Below are 18,612 nucleotides of genomic sequence, written 5' to 3' on the forward strand. Positions count from 1 at the left end.
CCCCTCACCCCCCGCAGCCGACACCAACGTCACGACCCGCAACGGCTAAGGGATGTCTCGTAATTGATCTTGTTGTTGGTGGGGTTGGGGATGTGGTCAGCCGAGGAGGCAGATGTTGTGGAGGTGGGCGATTCCGGAGACGGTGTCGGCGAGGGTGTGGGCGGCGCGGCGGTAGTCGCGCAGGATGTTCCAGCACTTCATTCGGCCAAGGCGTGTTCGGCCCGGGCGCGGATGCTGCGGTGGGTGGTGTTGAGTTCTTGTTTCCATGCGGGCAGGTCGCTGCCGTCGGCCGGTTTGCGGTAGGGCATGATCACGCTCGGGTTTCCCTGGTAGCCGCCGTCGGCCATGACCGGCCGGCCGGCGAGGGTGTCGGCGGTGCCGGAGTCGTGGTAGGCGGTGCAGTCGCCTGCGGTTGCCGGGTTGCGGGTTGCCGGTGGCGATCACCAGTCGGGTCTCGGCGTCGATGGCGACCTGCACGTTGGTGGAGTATCGGTAGTTTTTACTCCGCGCGGCCACGCGGTGATCCCTGGTGGGAGCCAGGGTGCCGTCCACGATGCGACCGAGTCCACTCGCCGTGTGCGGACCGGGGCCAGTGCCAGCAGCGGGCTCAGGCTGTCGATCACCCGGTGCGCGGCCGAGTGCGACACCCCGAACAACGGGCCGATCTGGCGCATGGTCAGGTTCGTCCTCCAGTAGGTCGCCACCAGCAGCACCCGGTCCGCCAGCGGCAACGCCCACGGCCGGCCCGGACGCCCGTCGTCGATGTCCGGGCCTCCGCGCTGGGCCACCAGCCGTACCAGCTTGCGGAACTGGCCCGGCTGCAAACCAGTGAACGGGACGATCCACTCCGAACACGACGCCGAAATCACCTGCACCACACCAAGATCAACTATCACACCGGCCCGCCCCGCCCTCCAGCGGGGTTACGAGACAGCCCTTAGAAGGGCGGGGGCTCGCTCGGGTCGGGATGAGCTTCCGACTGTCGTGGTGTGCTCTCTGTATACCGGTCGCCGGTAACGGTCTGGCGCCCCGCGAGGGTTTCTGTGGCGGTGTCATCCACTGTGGACGTATCTGCTATGGATTTGTCTATTGCCGACTCGTCGGTGTCGGGTGTTCGGGGTTCGTGGAGTGGTGGTGGGTCGCTGGTGTGGTGGTCGCCGGTGGGGGTGATCACGGTCAGGCGGCCGGTCTTTTTGTCGATGTGGAAGCCCCAGCCGAGCCGGTGTTTCAATCCGTGGTGGGTTCGGCAGAGTGCGACGAGGTTCTGGTCGGCGGTTTCGCCGTCGTGGGCGTACCACTGTTCGCTGTGGTCGATGTCTGATGCCTGGGAGGGGCGGTAGCAGCCCGGCAGGCGACATTCGCGGTCCCGCACACGGATGAGGCGGGCCAGCCCGGCGGGGGGCCGGTAGGCGTTGCGGCCCACCGACACGATCTGCCCGGTGTCCGGATCCGTGATAACCCGCCGCACCGTCGCGTTATCGCTGTAGGCGATTTGCCGTGCCAGCCAGGCGGGGATCACGCCCTGCCCGCCCAACTCCGCGACATCCTCATTGAGACCTAGCCACGTCAGCACATCCATATACACGAAGACTTCCGCACGCGGTGTGGTCACGCCGCCGCGCTGCTCGGTGAGCAGCAACTCCGCGTAGACGTCGGCCCGATGCTGCTCAAGCGTGCGGGTCTTGTCCCGCGCCCTCCGGCGCCGGGCCTCTCGATCGATCCTCTGGTAGGCGGCCACACCGATTTCCACTGGGAGATCGCCGGAGAGCTGGACCATCCCGTCATCGAGGGGAATCAGCTCCACCTTCCGCCGCACACGGCGGGCACGACAGCGCCCGGCATAGCCCTCCGGGTCGATGCGGGCGACGGCCCGGTTCGTCGACCGGCGTAATCCGCCCGGGTCTTTCCCGGCCAGGCGGGTGGACATCACCGCGTCGACTTGGCGGGCTTCGTCATCGGTCAGGATCGTGGTGGGTTCGAGGATTTTCGCGGCCTTGTATCCGTCGATTTCGCCGCGCTGCATGGCCTCCAGGGTGTGCGGCAGCCGTGTGGTCAACGCCTGGGCCAACTCCACCTGCTGGTGCGCCGCCTGTTTGCCGATGGCCAGCGCGAGTGCCACCTCGTGCGGCACCGTCGCCGGTTCCTCCGCCGTACGCGTGAAATGGGCGAGTGCCTCGAAATAGTGGGCCTGCAACCGGTTCACCCATGCCTGCACCTGCCGCATCCGGCGCAGCATCCCCGGCCGGCTGGACGGAATGCCGGGGAACTCCGGCAGGTCCCGCAGGTCAGAGAAGTCGGGCAGGGTGGGTGCGGTCGGGGCGCTCATGGCCCTATTTTATCGAACGATTGAACGGCATAGATCTAGGTAAAGAAGAGACCGCCGGAAAGAGTGAAAACGGCCGGATGCGTCCCTGCGGGCAACGCACGACTGGACCAGTCGGTGGGTACGGCAGCTCCATCGAAGCGCCGACTGGCAGGGAGCGAGCGGCTGCGGGCAGGGAGGGTGCGGCTGCGGGGAGGGAGTGTCGGTCGGGTTGCCTTCATCGCGTTCCCCGGCGTCGGCCCCCGTCGCCCGGGCGTCCGTACGTGGTACGGACGCCCGGCCATTTCCGGCGCTCGGCTATTTCCGGCGCACGCGACCGGAAGTCACGCCGGTGCCACCGTGAGGTGCATCAGGCGAAGCTCAGCGCGTGATGCCGGTGTGGCCCAGGGAGTAGTGCCCGGGCTGCGGCCAGACGCACAGGCCGTGCGGCTCGTCGCCCACCGGGATCTTCCTGATCAGCGAACCATCCTTTGTGGACAGTACGTACACCGACCGGTCGTACCGGCCGGACAGCCAGAGCTGGGTGCCGTCGGCGGTCACGTTGCCCATGTCCGGGCTGCCGCCACCGGGAATCTTCCATTTCGTGATGACTTCGCCGGTGTAGGCGTTGAGCACGCTGACACTGGCGTCGTGGCGGTTGGTCACGAACAGCCGCTCGGCGTCGCGGGAGAGATAGATGCCGTGCGCGCCCATGCCGGTCGGAATGAAGCGCAGCACCTTGGTCGCGGCGCCGTCGAGCACCCACACGCCGTTCGCGTCGGAGTCCGCGATGTAGTACACCGAGCCGTCCGGCGCGAGCTTGATGTCCTGGGGGCCCATGTGCGTGTGCCGCTGGGGCATCGGCACCAGCCGCAGCACCTTGTGCGTCGGGATGTCGATCACCGCGATCTGCCCGGAGAATTCACAGGTGAACACCGCTGTCTGACCGTCGGGGGAGAAGTCCGCGTGGTCGATGCCGGCACATTCGGGCACCGGGGTCACGTCGCGCTGTGCCCAGGAGACCGGGTCGTACCAGACCAGCTGGCGGCGTGCCTCGGCGACCGAGATCGCGTACTTGCCGTCGAGCGTGAAATACATGTTGTACGGGTCGGTCACCGGGATCTGCCGTCCCGGGAGGCCGGTCTTCGGGTCGAAGGCCAGCACGTGGTTGGCCATGTCGTCGGTGGCGTAGAGGGTGTTCATGTCGTAGGAGGGCACGACATGCTGGATCTCCTTGCCCGCCGGGTACTTCCCGACCACCGCGAACGTCGCCGGATCGATCACCCACACGTCGCCCGACTTGGCGTGCGGGACGTAGACCAGCGGCTTGGCCGCCTTCGCCGCGTCGGAGAACATGTTGGCGCCGGCACCCGCGTAGACGTTGTGCGCGTCGGCCAGAGCCGCGGGTGCTTCCGAGGTGGTCTCCGTCTTCGGCGGGGGCGGCGGCGGGAGAGGCGGAGCCGCGGGCTCACTGGACGAGCAAGCGGCGAGCGTGGTGGCGGCGACCACCACACCGGCGACGAAACCGGTGACTCTGCGGAAAACAAGGTGTCTCAAGGGGTGCCTCGGTTCGGTGGGGGATCGTTCAGGTGAGCAACTGGCCCGCGGTGACCGGTTTCAGGCCACGGCCGGCGAGATCGGTGAGCACGAGGGGCAGCGCGGCGACCGTCCCGGGATGGCCGAGGTGCATGCTGACGATGCTGCCCGCCTTGGCGGCGGCCACGGCCGCCCGGATCCGGGCCGGTCCGGGGTCGGTCCAGTCCAGGGAATCGACGTCGTAGGACAGGACCCGGTCGTAGCCGGCCCGGCCCGCCTCGGCGAGTTCGGTCGCGGTCGCGTACTGACCCTGGGACTGGCGGAAGAACGCGCCGGGGGTGCCGGCCACGGCGGCCAGCCGGTCCCGGCATCGCTCGATCTCGTCGCGCACGGCGGCGGGCCGCATCGCGGCGAGGTCCCCGTGGCTCCACGTGTGGTTGCCGATCTCGTGCCCGCCGTCGCGCACCGCGCGAATCGCGTCCGGGACGGAGGTCAGCCAGGTACCGACGGCGAGCACGGTGACCTTGACGTCATGCCGCGCCAGTACGTCGAGGACCTGCCGGGTGATCGGCAACTCGCCCGCGCCGTGGAAGGTGAGCGCGATTTCCGGGCGTCCGGACGACGAGCGCGTGATCTGGGTCGCGGGACCCGCCGCGGGCCGGGACGAAGACGGCGGCGGGGCCGGAGGGGGCGACGGGGGCGGATCAGGGGTGCCCGGCGCGGCGGAGGGGGCCGGTGAAGGGGGCGCGCCGGCACACCCGGTCACCAAGGCCGCACCCAGCCCGAGACCGGCGCCCAGCACCGAACGACGGCCGAGCGCGGACGCACGATTCGCTTCCACGATCCGGAACGGTAGAACACCGGGCCGACGGCGCTCTTGGCCGGTTCCCTCAGGCGCTGGTGACCTGGAGGCAGAACGCGGCGATGATGCCGGTGAGGAAGTACCAGGCGTCACCGAGGGTTATCGCCGCTATCACGCCGAATACGAAGACGCCGATGGCGAACGGCGTGCGCAGCCGGTCCTGGGGCTCGTCCACGGCTCTATCGTCCCGCCGCCGCGCCGCCGGGGAAAGGCGGAACTTTCCCGCCGGGCGAAGCCGCGAATGTCGTGGCTGTCTCGCTCCTGCATACCCGGTCCACTAGTGGGGTACTACCAGGCAGACCAGTGCGAGCGGAGCGGCCACCGCGGGCTCCGCGGGGCGAGACGGAGGGAAGAGCCGTGCGGGAACCGATGAACCCTGGGGCGCAGTCGCCGATCGGCGAATCGCTGCTGTGGTCGCGGATTCTCCGGCCCGGCGCCGCGGGCACGGTGGTGGTGGGCGTGCAGGGCGAGGTCGACGCGCTCACCGCACCCCGGCTGGCCGTCACGCTCACCGAGCAGCTGGCCACCGCCACGCTGCTGGTGGTGGATCTTTCACAGGTGGACTTCTTCGGCGCGGCGGGCCTGGGGGTGCTGGTCTCGGCCGCCGCGCGGGCGGCCGAGCGCGCCGTCACGCTGCGGTTGGTCGCCGGTACCCGGGTGCGGCGCGTGTTGTCCCTGGTCGGCCTCGAGGAAAAACTCACCGTCTGTGCCACCGTGGCCGCCGCGCTCGCGCACCCGCACACCTCTTACTGCGGTTCGCCGGATCCGGAGTAGGACTGTGTTTCCCCGGCGCGCGATCGGATTTGCGTAAAGCACGCTAGGGCTCGTCCACCGGCCATGGCGGATGAGCACGGAACCAGTCCTCGGCGCCGGAGAGCACGGCCCAGACGACCTTGCCGTTGCCCAGATCGGGCAGACAGCCCCAGTCCCGGGCGAGCTCGGCCACGATGCGCAGGCCGAAGCCCGCCGGGATGCCGGACGGACCCTGGCGCAGCATGGCCGGCCGCGGGCTTCCGTCGTGTACGGCCACCCCGAGCATCCCGTCGCGCATCCGGAGGCGGAGCTGGAACCTGGTGGCCGCGTGCCGAACCGCGTTCTCCACCAGTTCGGACACCACGCACAGGACCTCGTGCGGTGCGACCGGCACGCGCCAGTACCGGCAGATATCGCGGGCGAACCGGCGGGCGACCGCGGCACTCGACGGCAGCGGCGGGAACTCCGCCGCCGCGCGGCGCTGTGTTACCACGGTCCTCACCGAATCGAGGGCGGGTTCCACGCCGGTGAAGACGGGCACGGAACGCATGGCGGCGCCCTCGCCGAGCGCGGTCCGGCGGTCCGCGTCGCCGGCGGCCAGCAGGACCGGCACGCCTGGCCATTCGTGGACCATGACCTGCGCGGCCGGGAAAACGGTGAGCGCGCCACCGTCGTGGATGTCGAGCGCGTCGACGTCCACGATCAAGGCTCTGGGTTCCTCCAGGGCCAGTTTGACGAGCAGGTCCCGCAAACCGCTGTAGCTGCGCGTGTCGAGCCTTCCCGTCAACGTCGCGACGAGGCATCCGGCCTGTTCGCTTCGCCTGACATCGAGCCGTTCCGCGATGTTCACCAAACTTCCGTTCTCACCCTGTGACAAAATCACTTCAGTGCTACCCGTATTCGCGCGGTTCAAGCAGGTCATTGATCGAATTTGTCCCCCATGTGGGTAGATCTGCCGTCGCCGCGCGGTAAACGTGATGGGAACTACTTCCCGGTGTGACACCGGTCTCCACCATCCACTGTGGACGCCGTGCGCTCCTCTCCGGCGAAGGAAACTCCGAACGCGCGGTGCTGTCGACCCGAGGATGCCGTTCCGGAGACGCGCCGTGTCCGAAAGTGAGGGCGCGGGACTCCAATCCGATGGCCCCCGGATTGGGGCCGTAGGTCACTAGCCGCGGGCGCGGCCGATGCGACACCGTTCTGCCATGAGCGAAGGCGCGCGATGAGGTGTCTGGACTGCGCCGCCACCGGCATGGTGGCCGAAGCGTCAGCGGTCTGCGTCGACTGCGGCGCGGGTCTGTGCCGCAATCATCTGGTTTCCGGGCGGCGCGCTCACCGCGTGCCGGAGAGCGCCGGACTCGTCGCCCACACGGACACCCGCTGGAGCCGGGCGATGCGTTGCGTGGAGTGCGCTCGTACCTGCTCCGCGCCGGAATCGCGGCCGTGGCCGGCCGGGATGGAGGCCGACGCGCGCGGCCGGGGGTGAGTGCTCGAGGAGGTAGCGATGCTGTTCACCGATCGAACCGACGCGGGGCGGCGGCTGGCCGAACGCCTGCGGTCCTACCGTGACTCCGACGTCGTGGTGCTGGGTCTGCCCCGCGGCGGAGTGCCGGTGGCCTACGAGGTCGCGCGGGAACTGGACAAACCGCTGGACGTGATCGTGGTGCGCAAGCTCGGTGTGCCGCACCAGCCCGAACTCGCGATGGGCGCCATCGGCGAAGGCGGTACCCGGGTGCTCAACGACGAGGTCGTGCAGGGCGTCGAAGTGACCGAGCACGAGATCGAAGTGGTGGAAAAGGCCGAGCGGGCCGAACTTCTCCGCCGCGTCGAACGGTTCCGCGACGGCAGGGCCCCGGTCGGCCTGACGGGCCGGACGGCGGTGATCGTCGACGACGGCGTGGCGACCGGATCCACCGCGCGCGCGGCCTGCCGGGTGGCGCGGGCGATGGGCGCGGCGCGGGTCGTGGTGGCGGTGCCGGTGGGGGCGCCCGACGCGATCATCGCGGTCGGCGAGGACGCGGACGAGGTCGTGTGGCTGGACGCGCCGTCCTGGTTCTCCGCCGTGGGCCAGTGGTATCGCGACTTCGGGCAGACCACCGACGAGGAGGTCGCCGACCTGCTCGCCCGCGCGGACCGGCGCCGGGAACCGGCGGCCGCCGCGATGGACGACGACGATCCGTACCTGATCGACGACGAGGTCGAGGTGCTGGCCGGATCGGTGCCGCTGGCCGGTCACCTCACGATTCCGGAGCATCCGGCCGGACTGGTCGTCTTCGCGCACGGAAGCGGCAGCAGCAGGCACAGTCCGCGTAACCGGCACGTGGCCGCCGTGCTCAACCGGGCACGGCTGGGCACCCTGCTCTTCGATCTGCTCACCCAGCACGAAGAAGTCGACCGTGAGCGCGTGTTCGACATCGGGCTGCTCGCCGACCGTCTGGTCGCGGTGACCGAATGGCTGAGCCGGCAGCCGCACACGGACGGCCTCCGGATCGGCTATTTCGGGGCCAGCACCGGGGCCGGCGCCGCGCTCCAGGCGGTGACCGACCCGTCAGCGGAGGTGGCCGCCGTGGTCTCCCGTGGCGGCAGGCCCGACCTGGCCGGTGAATTCCTCGCGCATGTGCGGACTCCGACGCTGCTCATCGTGGGCGGGCACGACGAGATCGTGCTCGAACTCAACCAGCGCGCGCGTGCGGTGATGACGTGCGAGAGCGAGCTCGCGGTGGTTCCGGGCGCCACGCACCTGTTCGAGGAACCCGGTGCGCTGGACCGTGTCGCGGCGCTGGCCCGTGACTGGTTCATCACCCACCTCTCGGTGGTTTCCAGCGCACGGGCGTGAGGGTGGAGATCAGGAAGAACCGACCGGGAAGCGCTGTGCCTGGCGGGTGATGTCGCGCAGGGTGGCGTCCTGGATCAGTTTGACGAACGGCGAAACGAGGGCCCAGTAGAGCCGGAATCGCGACCGGCTCGCCGAGTCGTGGAACACCACCCGGATGTCGTCGGACAACAGCGAGCGGGACGCGCCGTAGGGCCGCACCGACAACGACATCACGATCTTGCCGTAGCCGGGCTCCGTGAACGCGGCGAATTCGTCGACGCTCACCGCACGCCATTCGATGACGGGCGTCCAGAACCGTCCCACCGCGCCGGCGGCGATCTCCTCGCCGGGACGCTCGCCGAGCATGACCCAGTCCGAGCCGGCGACCATGTCGTCGAAGCGAAGCCGGGGACGGCCGGACGGTTCCGTCACCACCGGCGTGCCCGGGAATCCGCCCGGTTCACCATTTCCGCTTCGTTTGTTCCGCATCCGTCGCGGAAGGTCGCGTGCCCACAGTGCCGCGTCCACGAGCATGCCGTGCACCTCGGCGAAATCGATGTGGCGGGCGGCTGCGTAGGTGGCACCTGCCTCGGCATCCACCACGGAATGCCGGATCTGCGCGAAATCCGGATGCGGGGCGAAACGATCCGCCAGCAAACCGTGCGCGGTGTCCGTTGTGGACGGTGAAGTGTCCATGACGCGGGCCTCCTTCGGGTGGTTACGACGACGATGTGACGGCGGGGGCTTCCCCGAGCGCGGTGTGCACGCGAGCCAGCCGGTCGCGGCGGTTACGCAATGCCCGGCGGAAAGCCGGGTTGTCCGTGTTGGCGATTTCGGCCGACAGGTCACCGAGGTGCGTGCGGAGCACCTCACGCAGGATTCCCGCTTCCTCTTCGGTCAATTCGAGACGCATTCGCGTGCTCCTTTCGTGACATTCATCCGATGCTCCGTGGCGACACCGCTGGACGTGACCGTCACGCGAAGCGTGTCCATTGAGGGTGGTGGTGGGAGACAGGTGGGGCTAGGGCCGAAGGTCACGGCCTGACGGTCTCGCCGACGGGCGTTCGTGCCGATCGCCGTGGCCACAGCAGGGCCACCGCGACGATCGCGACGACGGTCAGGACCGCCGCGGCGATCATCGTGCCGGCCAGGCCGGTGGTGAAGGCTCCGATCACGGCCTGGACGACGCGGTCGCGGATGCCGGAGGGAAGGGTCTCGATCGCCTGGCTGAAGGACGAGGAGTTCACCAGTGACTGCCGGGCCTGCGCGAGCTGTGTTTCGGTCAGGCCCGAGGAGGCCACGGTGCTTTCCGCCGACCGCACGGTGATGCCCCGCGTGAACGCGCTGAGGATGGCCACGCCCAGCGCGCCACCCGGCCGGAGAACTGGGGCGGGATCAGGGCGAGGGTGGCGGGCAGGACGAGCGCGGCGCCGATCCCCATCAGCCCGCGCCCGAGAACCAGCACCCCGGCGCTCGGGGAAACCGCCGCGACGACCGAAAACAGGGCCAGCAAGGCGAGTCCGGCCTCCAGCATGCGGCGGCGGCCGAACAGATCGCCGAAGTTGCCCGCGGCGATCACCAGCGCGCCGGCGACGAGGCTGAAGGCGTTGTTCGCCCATTGCAGGGTGGACAGGTCGGTGGCGAATTCGTCGGCGATGCGCGGGAGCGCCACGCCGAGATTGGCGAAGGCGAACCAGACGATCGCCGCGGCGGTGCAGATCGCGGCGAGCGAGGCCCACCGGCGTGAACCGGCGGGGTGCCCGGGGGAAGGTTCTCCCATCGCACCCCCTGCTGAGCCGGGTTCCGGCGCGTCAGACCGACAGCAGCTTTCGCTTGGCCTGCTGGAACTCCTCCTCGGTGAGGTCGCCGTGGTCACGCAGGCCGATCAGCTTTTCGAGGTCGTCGACGCCCGCACGCGGCTTCGGCGCCGTCGGGGTCTCCGATGATTCGGCCGCCGCGTCCTTGATGTAGGCGCGGAAAGCCTGTTCCTGGCGCCGCGCGTGCCGGGCCTCACGTTCGCCCATACCGGGTCCGCGGACGATGAGATACACGAAGATGCCCAGGAACGGCAGGATGCAGGCGAAGATCAGCCAGCCCGCCTTCCCCCAGCCGCTCAGGTCGTCGTCCCGGAAGATGTCCACGATCACGCGGAACAGCAGCATCAGCCACAGGATCCACAGGAAGAACCACAGCATGGTGAGGAACAGGTTGAGCAGCGGATAGTTCGACACGGGGGCCTCCGATCACTCCTCCGCCCATGGCGGGCGGAAAAGAAATTGCCGACCTTCGCCACGCTCGGCCGGTCGTCGCCGGTGCGCGCCACCTGAAAATGGTGAGTTCTTCCCGTCTTCGCCAGGCGGGTCGTCCTCAACCAGGGTGTCGTTCCCACGAGCGGAGACCGAACGCGAGCGCGATGTCGGTGACGCCTTTGACCACGGCGACCAGACCGATCCAGAGCATCAACAGCGCGGCCGACCGCGTAAAGCTGCCCGCCGCCCAGAACGCCAGTCCTATCTCGACGGCCGCGAGCACCAGGAAGACCCACCACAGGGTCCTTTCCGCGACCTCGTCGGCGCGGACGGCGAGCCCGACGACGAGGTCGGCACATCCCTTGAAGAACAGGAACCACGCCACCAGGCGGGCGAGCACGTGGAAGGTGGGGTCGGGCCAGACGAGCGCGATCATCCCGCCGACGAAGAACAGCGCGGCGAGCAGCGCGTGGACCCACCACCACCGGTGCGCCGCCTGCGCGGTGACGAGTTGCCCGAACGCGGTGACCACGAGCAGCAGGCCGGCGGCCAGCGCGATCGACTTCGCGGAGGTCAGGTCGAACTGCAGGACCACCATCCCGAAGACCAGCCAGAGCACGCCGACGGCCAGCAGAACCCACCACGGCACCCGGACCCCGGGCACCGGGAAGGGCCGGGTGCGGGGCTCGTTCATGCCGCTCCTTTCCCCTCCGGTGGGGCAAGTGAGGTCACCGACCGCTTTCCCCTTCGCCCGGTTCGCCGACCGGTTCCGCCATCCGGTTCACCGAAATCAGGTGCAGGCCCAGGTTCGCGAGCAACGCGAGAACGCCGTGCAGGTGCGCCTCGTCGGTCACGGAGACGTAGATGAGCGTCTCCGTCGCGGCCGGCACGATCCGCATTTCCTGGTAGTCGCCGAAGGCGCGCTGGGCGCGTTCCGACAGCCGCCCGCTCACCCGGAATTCGTAGCGTGACACCGGTTCGACACCGCCTGAAGACGCGGGGCCCGCTCACTGGCTCTGGCTCAGGCGAATCCGTTCGCCGTGCACGGTGACGGACCAGATGACCAGAACGTCAATGGCGATCACGATGAGTGACCAGATCGGGAAGACGCCCAGGAACGCCAGGTGCGCCAGCGCGCTGAGGCCGGCGATGACCACGGTGGCGATGCGCGCCCACATGGTTCCGGTGAACAACGCGGCCCCGATGATCACCGCGAGGACGCCGATGCCCAGGTGAAGCCAGCCCCAGCCGGCCAGGCTGAACACCAGTGTGGCGTTGGGGCCCACCACGTAGTAGGCGCCGTTGAACAGGGCGACCAGCCCGATGATGACGTTGAAGAGGCCGGCGACGATCAGCAGCGCGGCGCTGAAGGCCATCCATCCGGAAGGTGTGGTCGTCGCTCCGGTCGTGCCGACGCCGCCCGCGCCGGTCTGGGTTTCTGCGTGGGTCATCTCCGACTCCCCTTGTCTCGGTGGCTCGGTGCCGACGGACATGCCGGCATGGTCACCAACCGTCATGCGCCCCGCGGCGGGATTCATCGCCCGGAGGTAATGAGATGTCGCCGCCGTCCTGGCTGCCGGGGACGCGCCGGTGCGACAGTGCTGGTGCGGCGGTGTGCGGCACCGCTCGCGCTGCTCGCGGGCGAGCCTTCGTGCCCGCCCGGGCGGCGCCCGGCGACGAGACGAGCACGCGGTCAGCCGGTGCGCAGGGAGGGCCGATGGCCGAAGCGACAGGAGAACAGGCGCGCAGGCGGGTACCCAGGATCAAGATCACGGCGCCCGCCGTGCCATCGGGATTCGTCGTCCGGCCGCGGTTGCTGTCCGTGCTCGATCAGGCACGGGAAGTCATGACCGTGCTGGTGTGTGCCCCCGCGGGCTCCGGCAAGACGTTGCTGCTCGCCGATTGGGCACGTGGCCACGACGGTGTCGCCTGGGTATCGCTCGACTCCGACGACAACGACGATCGCCGGTTCTGGTCCGCGATCCTCGGCGCGCTCGAGGCGTGCGAAACGGTGCCGTCCGGGAGCGCGCTCCGCACCCTCGCCGTGCCCCGGCATCCCAGCCGGGACCTCGGTTTCCTGGCCAAGGCCGTCGGCGCGATCGAGGAGGTGCCCGTCACGGTGTGGCTGGTGCTGGACGACCTGCACGAGCTGACCGACCCGGAACCGTTGCACGGACTGGAAACGCTGATGCGGCACCAGCCCGCCGGGCTGCGCCTGGTGCTGGCTTCGCGGCACAATCCGCCGCTCCCGTTGGCGCGGTTGCGGCTGGCGGACCAGCTCGTCGAAATCCGGGCCGGTGACCTGAGATTCTCCCCGGACGAGGCCCGCGCGCTGCTCTCTTCGGCGGGCGTGGAACTGCTTCCGGAACAGGCGCGGCAACTCCTCGAGCAGACCGAGGGGTGGGCGGCCGGCCTGCGGCTCGCCGCCGCCTCGTTGAGCGAAGCCGCGGACCCGGACCGTTTCCTCGCCGAATTCGCCGAGAACGACCGCGCCGTGGCCGATTACCTGATCGACGAGGTGCTCTCCCGGCTGCCGGACGAACTGCGGGCTTTCCTCCGCGCGGTCAGCGTGTGTGACGAGGTGTGCGCCGAACTCGCCGAAGCGCTGTCCGGGCGCGCCGACGCGGCCACGATGCTGGATACCTTGGAACGCAAGACATCCCTGCTGACGAGGGCGGGCGCGGAAGCGCCCTCGGAGTGCTGGTACCGCGTCCACGCGCTCGTCCGTTCGGTACTGCTGGCCGAGGTGAGCCGGACCGACCCGCACCGGGCCGCGGCGCTGCACACCAGGGCGGCGGGCTGGTTCGCCGCCCACGGCAGGCCCGTGCGGGCGCTGGCCCATGCCGCGAGGACGTCGGACGCCGGCCAGGTCGCCGGTCTCCTCCGGCGCGAAGCCGTGACGCTCGTGCTCGCGGGCGAGCACGACGCGCTGCGCCGCGCCCTGGCCGTCCTCGGCGACCAGTTGATCGCGGAGGAAAGCCTGTTCGCGCTCGTTTCCGCGTTCCTCCAACTCGAACAGGGTGAGCCGGAACTGGCCGCCCTGCATCTCGCGCACGCCGACGCGGCCTGGCCCGCCGAGCCATCGGCCGAGGTGGAGACGCTGCGACGGCTCGTGCGATCCCGGCAGGCCCAGGTCGCCGGTGACGTCGACGAAATGGTCCGGACCACGGACGAGCTGGAACGGCGGAGCGCGCGCGGGCCCGTCCTCGACGCCGTGGCGTTACTGCACCGGGGTACCGCGCTGATGGCCGCGGGAGACCGTGACGAGGCGCGTGACCACCTGCGGACCGCACTGGCCGCGGCGCGCGATCGCGGCCAGGACTATGTGGCGATCCAGTGCCTCACGGCGCTGGGCTGGATCGCCGGCTCGGTGGGCGACTACCCGCTGATGAACGAGCTGGCCGGTGAAGCCGACAGCGAGGCGACGCGGCGGGGGTGGGAGCAGACCGTGGCCGGGGCGGCGGCCTGCGTGTTGCTCGCCTACGGCGCGCTGCTCCGGGGCGATCCGGCCGCATGCGTCAAGCAGGCCGGCCGGGCGGGACGGCTGGCCGTGACCGGGTCGCCTCCGGGCATCCAGAGCCTGAACCTGTTGCTGGGCGTGCTGATCGGGGCGGCCCGGTTCGAGCTGGGGGACTGGACCGGGGGACTGCGGCGGCTCCACGAAGCGCGGCTGGCCGTCGGTGACGCTCGCCTCCCCGTCGGGGAAAACGCGCTCAGCGCGGTGCTGGAGCACCGCGCCGCCGTGCGCTTCGGCCTCGGTGAACTCGCGCAGGAGGTCCTTGGCAGGGCAAGGACCTCCCTCCCGGAGTCCGGCGAGATCGCCCTCATGCGGGCCAGGGCTCAACTGGTGCTCGGCCGCCCGGGGCCCGCCGCGAAGATCCTGCGGCCGGTGCTCGACGGCGTCGTACCCACGGTGCTGCCGTGGTCGGTGGCCGAGGCGTGGCTGGTCGAGACCGAAATCGCGCGACAGGCCGGGGATCAGGCCCGGGCCGTCACGGCACTGACCGAGGCGCTGTCGGTGTCGAAGTCCTTGGGCGTGCTGTTCCCGCTGGTGACCGCGGCCCCCGAGATCATCGAGCTGATCAGCGCGCGGCGGGGCGAGTTGGGTGGGCTGGACGACTTCGCCGCCGACGTTCTCGCGACGCGGCGGGCGCTGGGGGCGCCCCCGGTTCCGGCGCCGCTGACGAAACGGGAGCGCAGTGTCCTCCGCCTGCTGCCCACGCTGCGCTCGCTCGACGAAATCGCCCAGGACCTGACCGTTTCACCGAACACCGTCAAAACCCATGTCCGGTCCATCTACGCCAAGCTGGGGGTGAAACGGCGCCGAGACGCCGTTTCCGTCGCGGTGGAACGCGGGCTCCTCGACACGCCGTATCCGCCGCTCGACGGTTGATCGGCCGGCCACCTGGAAAGAAGGAGCAGGGCCGTTCGGCCCATGGCCATGGACCGTTTGCCCCTCTTGTCCTCCGCCGTCCGGTCTTAGGTTCGGCCGTATGCGACACAAACCCGGGAGCACGCGGGTTACGCCCGCCAAGACCGCCGTGCCGCGCATGCCCGCCAGTTTCGTCCGGCGCGAACCGTTGCGCGCCCTGCTCGGCAAGGCGGTCGAGGCACCGGTGACGCTCGTGGCCGCACCTGCCGGGTATGGCAAGACGGTCCTGCTGGCCGACTGGGTCGAGACGGCCGGTGGCGAGGAGAAGGCGTGGGTGTCACTGGACGGCGCGGACAACGAGCCCAGGCGGTTCTGGGGCGGGACGCTCGAGGCCCTGCGGGAATGCGTGCCCACGGACAGTCCACTGGCGAAACTCGAACCGCCGGAGGCGGGCGACCAGGCCGGATTCCTGGCCGAGATCGTGGACGCCCTGGATTTCCTGCCCCACCCCGTCTGTCTGGTGCTCGACGACCTGCACGAGGTCACCGCCCGGGAGACGATGCACGGTCTCGAGACGTTGATCCGGCACCAGCCCGCCATGCTGCGGCTGGTGCTGTCCTCGCGTGCGGATCCGCCGTTGCCGTTGGCACGGCTGCGGATGGAGGGCAGGCTCGGCATGCTTCGCGCGCACGATCTGCGCTTCTCCGAGGAGGACGCCGAGCGGCTGCTGCGCGCCACCGGAGTCACGCTGACCGGAGACCAGTTGCACCTGCTGGTGGAGCGGACCGGCGGGTGGGCCGCCGGTCTGAGACTGGCGGCACGCCCACTGCGCGAGGCCGGCGACCGTGACGCCTTCCTCGCCGATTTCGCCGGTGACGACCACGCGGTCGCCGACTACCTGGTGGGGGAGGTGCTGGCCCGCTGGCCCGAGGACACGGTCGACTTCCTGCAGGTGATCAGCGTGTGCGACGAGGCCGACCCCCTGCTGGCGGAGGTGCTGTCGGGACGAGAGGACGCGGGCGCCGTCCTCGACGCGCTGGAGCGGGAAAGCGCGCTGGTGATGGCCGTCGGGCGCGACGGCGTCGTCGCGTACCGCACGCACCCGCTGCTCCGCACCTACCTGCGCGGTGACCTCCACCGCCGGCGACCGGAGCTGGCCGCGGACCTCCACCGGGTCGCGGCGGCGTGGTTCGCCTCCGGGGCGCAGCCGCACAAGGCCCTCGATCACGCGGCCGAGGCCGACGAACGCGGAACCGTGGTCGACCTGTTGCACCGTCACGCGGTGCCGTTGCTGCTCAACGGTGATCACCTCCTGGTCCGGCGGGCGCTGTCGATCATCGGCGCTCCGGCCGCGGCTGAGGACCCGTGGCTGGCGCTGATCTCCGCCGTCGCGCACCTGGAAGCCGGCGAGCTGACCGCGGCCCACGCCAGCCTGACCGACGCCGGGGCGGGTTCCCGTGGCGAGCTGATGTCCTTGCGCCGCCTCGTGGCCACGACCTACGCGCTCGCCCGGGGCGAAGCGCCCGAGATCGAGGCGACCCAGTGGCGCGAGGTCTTCGGTGACGGGCCCGGCCTGGAAGCCTGGGCCCGCCTGGGCGCGGGCTGGGCGTTCATCCGCACCGGCGAGCGCGACCACGCCCGCCGCGAACTGGACGCGGTGGACCGGCTGGCGCGTGAGCAGGGCCTGGGCTACCTCGTCATGCACGGCCTTACCGCGCGCGCCGTGGCGTCCGGAATGGACGGTGACTACGGCACCATGGAACGGGCCTGCGCGGAGTCGGTGGCGATCGCCGACCGGCACGACTGGCGCCGGTGCCCGTGGCTGGCGATGAGCCGGCTCATGCTGGGATTCGCCCGCCTGATGCGGCTCGATCCGGCCGGGGCGCTGGAAGACGCCGCGCGCGCGGCGGAAACCGCCGGTGACGCCCCCGATCCGGCGTTGCGGTACCTGGTCCGCGTCCTGCGTGGCGCGGCGTGGTTCGACGCCGGACGGCACAGCGACGCACTCCAGCTCCTGCGCGGGGCGCGGTGGGACCTCGCCGACACCGCTCTGCTGCCCGAACTCGCGGTCACGGCGGCGCTGGCCGAATACCGGTGCGCGCTGCGGCTCGGTCACCACACCGCGGCCAGGGAAGTCTTCCTGTGGGCGAAACGGCGTGCGCCGAGGGCGCCCGAGCTACCGCTGATGATCGCCTGGGACCGGTTCGCGCGAGGGGACATCGACGCCGCCGACCGTGCCGCGGACACCGTCGTCGACACCGCTTCGTCACCGGTGCGCCTGGAAGGCTGGCTGGTCAAGTGCGCGGTGGCGATCCGCTCGGGCCGCCGGACGTTCGCGCGCACCGCGCTCGGCAACGCGGTCCGCCTGGCCGAGCCGGACGTGCTGATCCGGCCGTTCCGGCAGGCCGACGAGCAGGTGCGGCAGCTGCTCGCCGAGCAGATCGGCGGGTTCGGCGGCGCGGACGCCTTCGCCGCCCGGATCCGCCGCGCACTGTCCGATATGGACGGACGCGGTCCTGGTGACGGGCCGCTGACCGAGCGCGAACACGTGGTGCTGAGCCGGCTGACGTCCCAGGCCTCGCTCGACGAGGTGGCGGTGGATCTCGCCGTGTCGGTCAACACGATCAAGACCCACGTCCGCGCCATCTACGCCAAGCTCGGCGTGAACAACCGCCGCGCCGCGGCCGCCGCCGCCCGGGAACACGGCCTCACCTGATCTCCGGCCGGCCGGTCCACGAGCGGTCCGGGCTTGGTCCGAGCGTGGTCCGGCGTATGGATCCGCTGGTCACCTGCCTGCTTCCCTTCAGGTCCGACGACACCTGGAGGGACGTCCATGACCAATTTCCGGCTCCGCGTTTTCGGCGTGACGGCCGCCGCCGGCCTCGCAGCGGCCCTGCTGGTCCCCGGCTCGGCCGCCGCGGACAGCTGCAGCGCGGGTCATTCCTGCTTCTACGACAACGGCAACTTCACCAACCTGCTGTGGCGCGCGCCGGCCTGCGGCTCCTACAACCTGGGCGATTCGAACCAGTTCAACCCGCCCATCAACGACCGCATCTCGTCGGTGGACAACAACAGCCCGAGCACCATCACCTACTACGACTGGCGTGGGTTCTGGTATGAGCTCGGCTCCACTTCGCCTTACCAACGCACTCTCATGGGGAGCTACGACAACACGATCGACCGCGTCGACATCAGCTGCTGAGGAACGGACGGGAGAAGGACAATGAGAAGGACTCGCCTCGCCGCCGCGGCAGGCACGATTTCGCTGGGCATCGCGCTGTCGCTGACCGGCACCGCGCATGCGGCACCGCCCGCGCCCGCTCAGACCTGTCATGACACGCCGTCCGACCGGCCGGACCTGAAGACCGCGAACTGCGACTCCCAGGATCCGGTGGCGGGGGGCTGCTCGGCGGACGCCTCCACGGTGCCGGGCTTCACCAGGAGTTATTCCTGGGGCACCATCGAACTGCGCTGGTCTCCGTCCTGCCAGACGAACTGGACCCGCTTCACCGCCGGCTACAGCGCCGTCTGGGACATCAGCGTCGAACGACAGCAGACGAAGACCCAGAAGCACCTGCGGGTGAACAACGTGGTCAACGTGGCCGGCGGCGGCCAGTGGTACACGGACATGGTCTACGCCCCGGGCCCGGCGCAGGCCTGCACCAACGACGTGAGCTCCGACAACGGCGCCTGCACCGGGTACACCAGCTGATCACGCCGACG

Annotated in this window: 20 protein-coding genes and 1 pseudogene; 7 read left to right on the plus strand and 14 right to left on the minus strand. The window is 70.2% G+C overall.

The window, feature by feature from the left end; translation table 11 throughout:
* Positions 1 to 96: 96 nt before the first annotated feature.
* The 5 genes and pseudogenes from ACFSXZ_RS10635 to ACFSXZ_RS10655 form a co-directional block, all read right to left on the minus strand.
* Positions 97 to 875 (minus strand): annotated as a pseudogene (locus ACFSXZ_RS10635) (transposase family protein).
* A gap of 62 nt (positions 876 to 937) precedes the next feature.
* Positions 938 to 2,326, minus strand: a complete 1,389-nt coding sequence (locus ACFSXZ_RS10640; RefSeq protein ID WP_378263872.1) for an HNH endonuclease signature motif containing protein — start codon at positions 2,324 to 2,326, stop codon at positions 938 to 940.
* Positions 2,327 to 2,683: 357 nt separating this feature from the next.
* Positions 2,684 to 3,859, minus strand: coding sequence for a YncE family protein (locus ACFSXZ_RS10645; RefSeq protein WP_378263874.1), 1,176 nt, complete (start codon positions 3,857 to 3,859; stop codon positions 2,684 to 2,686).
* Between the two features lie 28 nt (positions 3,860 to 3,887).
* Positions 3,888 to 4,679: a polysaccharide deacetylase family protein gene (locus ACFSXZ_RS10650; RefSeq protein ID WP_378263876.1), complete on the minus strand. Its 792-nt coding sequence runs from the start codon at positions 4,677 to 4,679 to the stop codon at positions 3,888 to 3,890.
* A 49-nt stretch (positions 4,680 to 4,728) separates the two neighbouring features.
* Positions 4,729 to 4,875 (minus strand): hypothetical protein, encoded by a 147-nt coding sequence (locus ACFSXZ_RS10655; protein WP_378263878.1) that lies wholly within the window; start codon positions 4,873 to 4,875, stop codon positions 4,729 to 4,731.
* 182 nt (positions 4,876 to 5,057) lie between these two features.
* Here ACFSXZ_RS10655 and ACFSXZ_RS10660 point away from each other — a divergent pair, with 182 nt between their 5' ends.
* Positions 5,058 to 5,474 carry an STAS domain-containing protein gene (locus ACFSXZ_RS10660; protein WP_378263880.1) on the plus strand — a complete coding sequence of 139 codons (417 nt, stop codon included), beginning with the start codon at positions 5,058 to 5,060 and terminating at the stop codon, positions 5,472 to 5,474.
* A 43-nt stretch (positions 5,475 to 5,517) separates the two neighbouring features.
* Here ACFSXZ_RS10660 and ACFSXZ_RS10665 read toward each other — a convergent pair whose 3' ends face one another.
* Positions 5,518 to 6,303: an ATP-binding protein gene (locus tag ACFSXZ_RS10665; RefSeq protein WP_378263882.1), complete on the minus strand. Its 786-nt coding sequence runs from the start codon at positions 6,301 to 6,303 to the stop codon at positions 5,518 to 5,520.
* 372 nt (positions 6,304 to 6,675) lie between these two features.
* Here ACFSXZ_RS10665 and ACFSXZ_RS10670 point away from each other — a divergent pair, with 372 nt between their 5' ends.
* The gene (locus tag ACFSXZ_RS10670; protein ID WP_378263884.1) at positions 6,676 to 6,939 is read left to right on the plus strand and encodes a DUF2180 family protein; all 264 of its coding nucleotides are present in this window, start codon (positions 6,676 to 6,678) and stop codon (positions 6,937 to 6,939) included.
* An 18-nt stretch (positions 6,940 to 6,957) separates the two neighbouring features.
* Positions 6,958 to 8,289, plus strand: a complete 1,332-nt coding sequence (locus ACFSXZ_RS10675) for a phosphoribosyltransferase family protein (RefSeq protein WP_378263886.1) — start codon at positions 6,958 to 6,960, stop codon at positions 8,287 to 8,289.
* A gap of 9 nt (positions 8,290 to 8,298) precedes the next feature.
* Here the strand turns inward: ACFSXZ_RS10675 and ACFSXZ_RS10680 are convergent, their stop codons facing one another.
* The 8 genes from ACFSXZ_RS10680 to ACFSXZ_RS10715 all read right to left on the minus strand — a co-directional run bounded on the left by ACFSXZ_RS10680 (position 8,299) and on the right by ACFSXZ_RS10715 (position 11,968).
* Positions 8,299 to 8,964 carry a hypothetical protein gene (locus ACFSXZ_RS10680; RefSeq protein WP_378263888.1) on the minus strand — a complete coding sequence of 222 codons (666 nt, stop codon included), beginning with the start codon at positions 8,962 to 8,964 and terminating at the stop codon, positions 8,299 to 8,301.
* Positions 8,965 to 8,986: 22 nt separating this feature from the next.
* Entirely contained in the window at positions 8,987 to 9,181 is a 195-nt protein-coding gene (locus ACFSXZ_RS10685) for a hypothetical protein (protein ID WP_378263890.1), read from the minus strand.
* Positions 9,182 to 9,302: 121 nt separating this feature from the next.
* The gene (locus ACFSXZ_RS10690; protein ID WP_378263892.1) at positions 9,303 to 9,569 is read right to left on the minus strand and encodes a hypothetical protein; all 267 of its coding nucleotides are present in this window, start codon (positions 9,567 to 9,569) and stop codon (positions 9,303 to 9,305) included.
* Entirely contained in the window at positions 9,551 to 10,048 is a 498-nt protein-coding gene (locus ACFSXZ_RS10695) for an MFS transporter (RefSeq protein ID WP_378263894.1), read from the minus strand. The genes ACFSXZ_RS10690 and ACFSXZ_RS10695 overlap by 19 nt, the downstream gene beginning before the upstream one ends.
* 31 nt (positions 10,049 to 10,079) lie before the next feature.
* Entirely contained in the window at positions 10,080 to 10,499 is a 420-nt protein-coding gene (locus ACFSXZ_RS10700; protein ID WP_378263896.1) for an SHOCT domain-containing protein, read from the minus strand.
* Between the two features lie 136 nt (positions 10,500 to 10,635).
* Entirely contained in the window at positions 10,636 to 11,211 is a 576-nt protein-coding gene (locus ACFSXZ_RS10705) for an HdeD family acid-resistance protein (RefSeq protein ID WP_378263898.1), read from the minus strand.
* A 34-nt stretch (positions 11,212 to 11,245) separates the two neighbouring features.
* The gene (locus ACFSXZ_RS10710) at positions 11,246 to 11,491 is read right to left on the minus strand and encodes a hypothetical protein (protein ID WP_378263900.1); all 246 of its coding nucleotides are present in this window, start codon (positions 11,489 to 11,491) and stop codon (positions 11,246 to 11,248) included.
* A gap of 33 nt (positions 11,492 to 11,524) precedes the next feature.
* Positions 11,525 to 11,968: a DUF7144 family membrane protein gene (locus ACFSXZ_RS10715; RefSeq protein ID WP_378263902.1), complete on the minus strand. Its 444-nt coding sequence runs from the start codon at positions 11,966 to 11,968 to the stop codon at positions 11,525 to 11,527.
* 266 nt (positions 11,969 to 12,234) lie between these two features.
* On the opposite strand from ACFSXZ_RS10715, the gene ACFSXZ_RS10720 reads away from it, so the two are divergent.
* From ACFSXZ_RS10720 to ACFSXZ_RS10735, 4 genes are all read left to right on the plus strand, one after another.
* The gene (locus tag ACFSXZ_RS10720; RefSeq protein ID WP_378263904.1) at positions 12,235 to 14,910 is read left to right on the plus strand and encodes a LuxR C-terminal-related transcriptional regulator; all 2,676 of its coding nucleotides are present in this window, start codon (positions 12,235 to 12,237) and stop codon (positions 14,908 to 14,910) included.
* A gap of 100 nt (positions 14,911 to 15,010) precedes the next feature.
* The gene (locus ACFSXZ_RS10725) at positions 15,011 to 17,605 is read left to right on the plus strand and encodes a helix-turn-helix transcriptional regulator (RefSeq protein WP_378263906.1); all 2,595 of its coding nucleotides are present in this window, start codon (positions 15,011 to 15,013) and stop codon (positions 17,603 to 17,605) included.
* 117 nt (positions 17,606 to 17,722) lie between these two features.
* The gene (locus tag ACFSXZ_RS10730; protein ID WP_378263908.1) at positions 17,723 to 18,091 is read left to right on the plus strand and encodes a peptidase inhibitor family I36 protein; all 369 of its coding nucleotides are present in this window, start codon (positions 17,723 to 17,725) and stop codon (positions 18,089 to 18,091) included.
* A 21-nt stretch (positions 18,092 to 18,112) separates the two neighbouring features.
* Positions 18,113 to 18,601, plus strand: coding sequence for a DUF2690 domain-containing protein (locus ACFSXZ_RS10735; protein ID WP_378263910.1), 489 nt, complete (start codon positions 18,113 to 18,115; stop codon positions 18,599 to 18,601).
* Positions 18,602 to 18,612 lie beyond the last annotated feature (11 nt).

This window comes from Amycolatopsis pigmentata (genome assembly GCF_042684065.1).
Classification (GTDB): domain Bacteria; phylum Actinomycetota; class Actinomycetes; order Mycobacteriales; family Pseudonocardiaceae; genus Amycolatopsis_E; species Amycolatopsis_E pigmentata.

What these genes read in the sequence shown, in the direction of transcription:
- ACFSXZ_RS10725 (WP_378263906.1), top strand. Translation starts at nt 15,011, where the DNA reads ATGCGACACAAACCCGGGAGCACGCGGGTTACGCCCGCCAAGACCGCC.
- ACFSXZ_RS10735 (WP_378263910.1), top strand. Translation starts at nt 18,113, where the DNA reads ATGAGAAGGACTCGCCTCGCCGCCGCGGCAGGCACGATTTCGCTGGGC.
- ACFSXZ_RS10675 (WP_378263886.1), top strand. Translation starts at nt 6,958, where the DNA reads ATGCTGTTCACCGATCGAACCGACGCGGGGCGGCGGCTGGCCGAACGC.
- ACFSXZ_RS10705 (WP_378263898.1), bottom strand. Translation starts at nt 11,211, where the DNA reads ATGAACGAGCCCCGCACCCGGCCCTTCCCGGTGCCCGGGGTCCGGGTG.
- ACFSXZ_RS10640 (WP_378263872.1), bottom strand. Translation starts at nt 2,326, where the DNA reads ATGAGCGCCCCGACCGCACCCACCCTGCCCGACTTCTCTGACCTGCGG.
- ACFSXZ_RS10730 (WP_378263908.1), top strand. Translation starts at nt 17,723, where the DNA reads ATGACCAATTTCCGGCTCCGCGTTTTCGGCGTGACGGCCGCCGCCGGC.
- ACFSXZ_RS10670 (WP_378263884.1), top strand. Translation starts at nt 6,676, where the DNA reads ATGAGGTGTCTGGACTGCGCCGCCACCGGCATGGTGGCCGAAGCGTCA.
- ACFSXZ_RS10720 (WP_378263904.1), top strand. Translation starts at nt 12,235, where the DNA reads ATGGCCGAAGCGACAGGAGAACAGGCGCGCAGGCGGGTACCCAGGATC.
- ACFSXZ_RS10715 (WP_378263902.1), bottom strand. Translation starts at nt 11,968, where the DNA reads ATGACCCACGCAGAAACCCAGACCGGCGCGGGCGGCGTCGGCACGACC.
- ACFSXZ_RS10680 (WP_378263888.1), bottom strand. Translation starts at nt 8,964, where the DNA reads ATGGACACTTCACCGTCCACAACGGACACCGCGCACGGTTTGCTGGCG.
- ACFSXZ_RS10685 (WP_378263890.1), bottom strand. Translation starts at nt 9,181, where the DNA reads ATGCGTCTCGAATTGACCGAAGAGGAAGCGGGAATCCTGCGTGAGGTG.
- ACFSXZ_RS10695 (WP_378263894.1), bottom strand. Translation starts at nt 10,048, where the DNA reads ATGGGAGAACCTTCCCCCGGGCACCCCGCCGGTTCACGCCGGTGGGCC.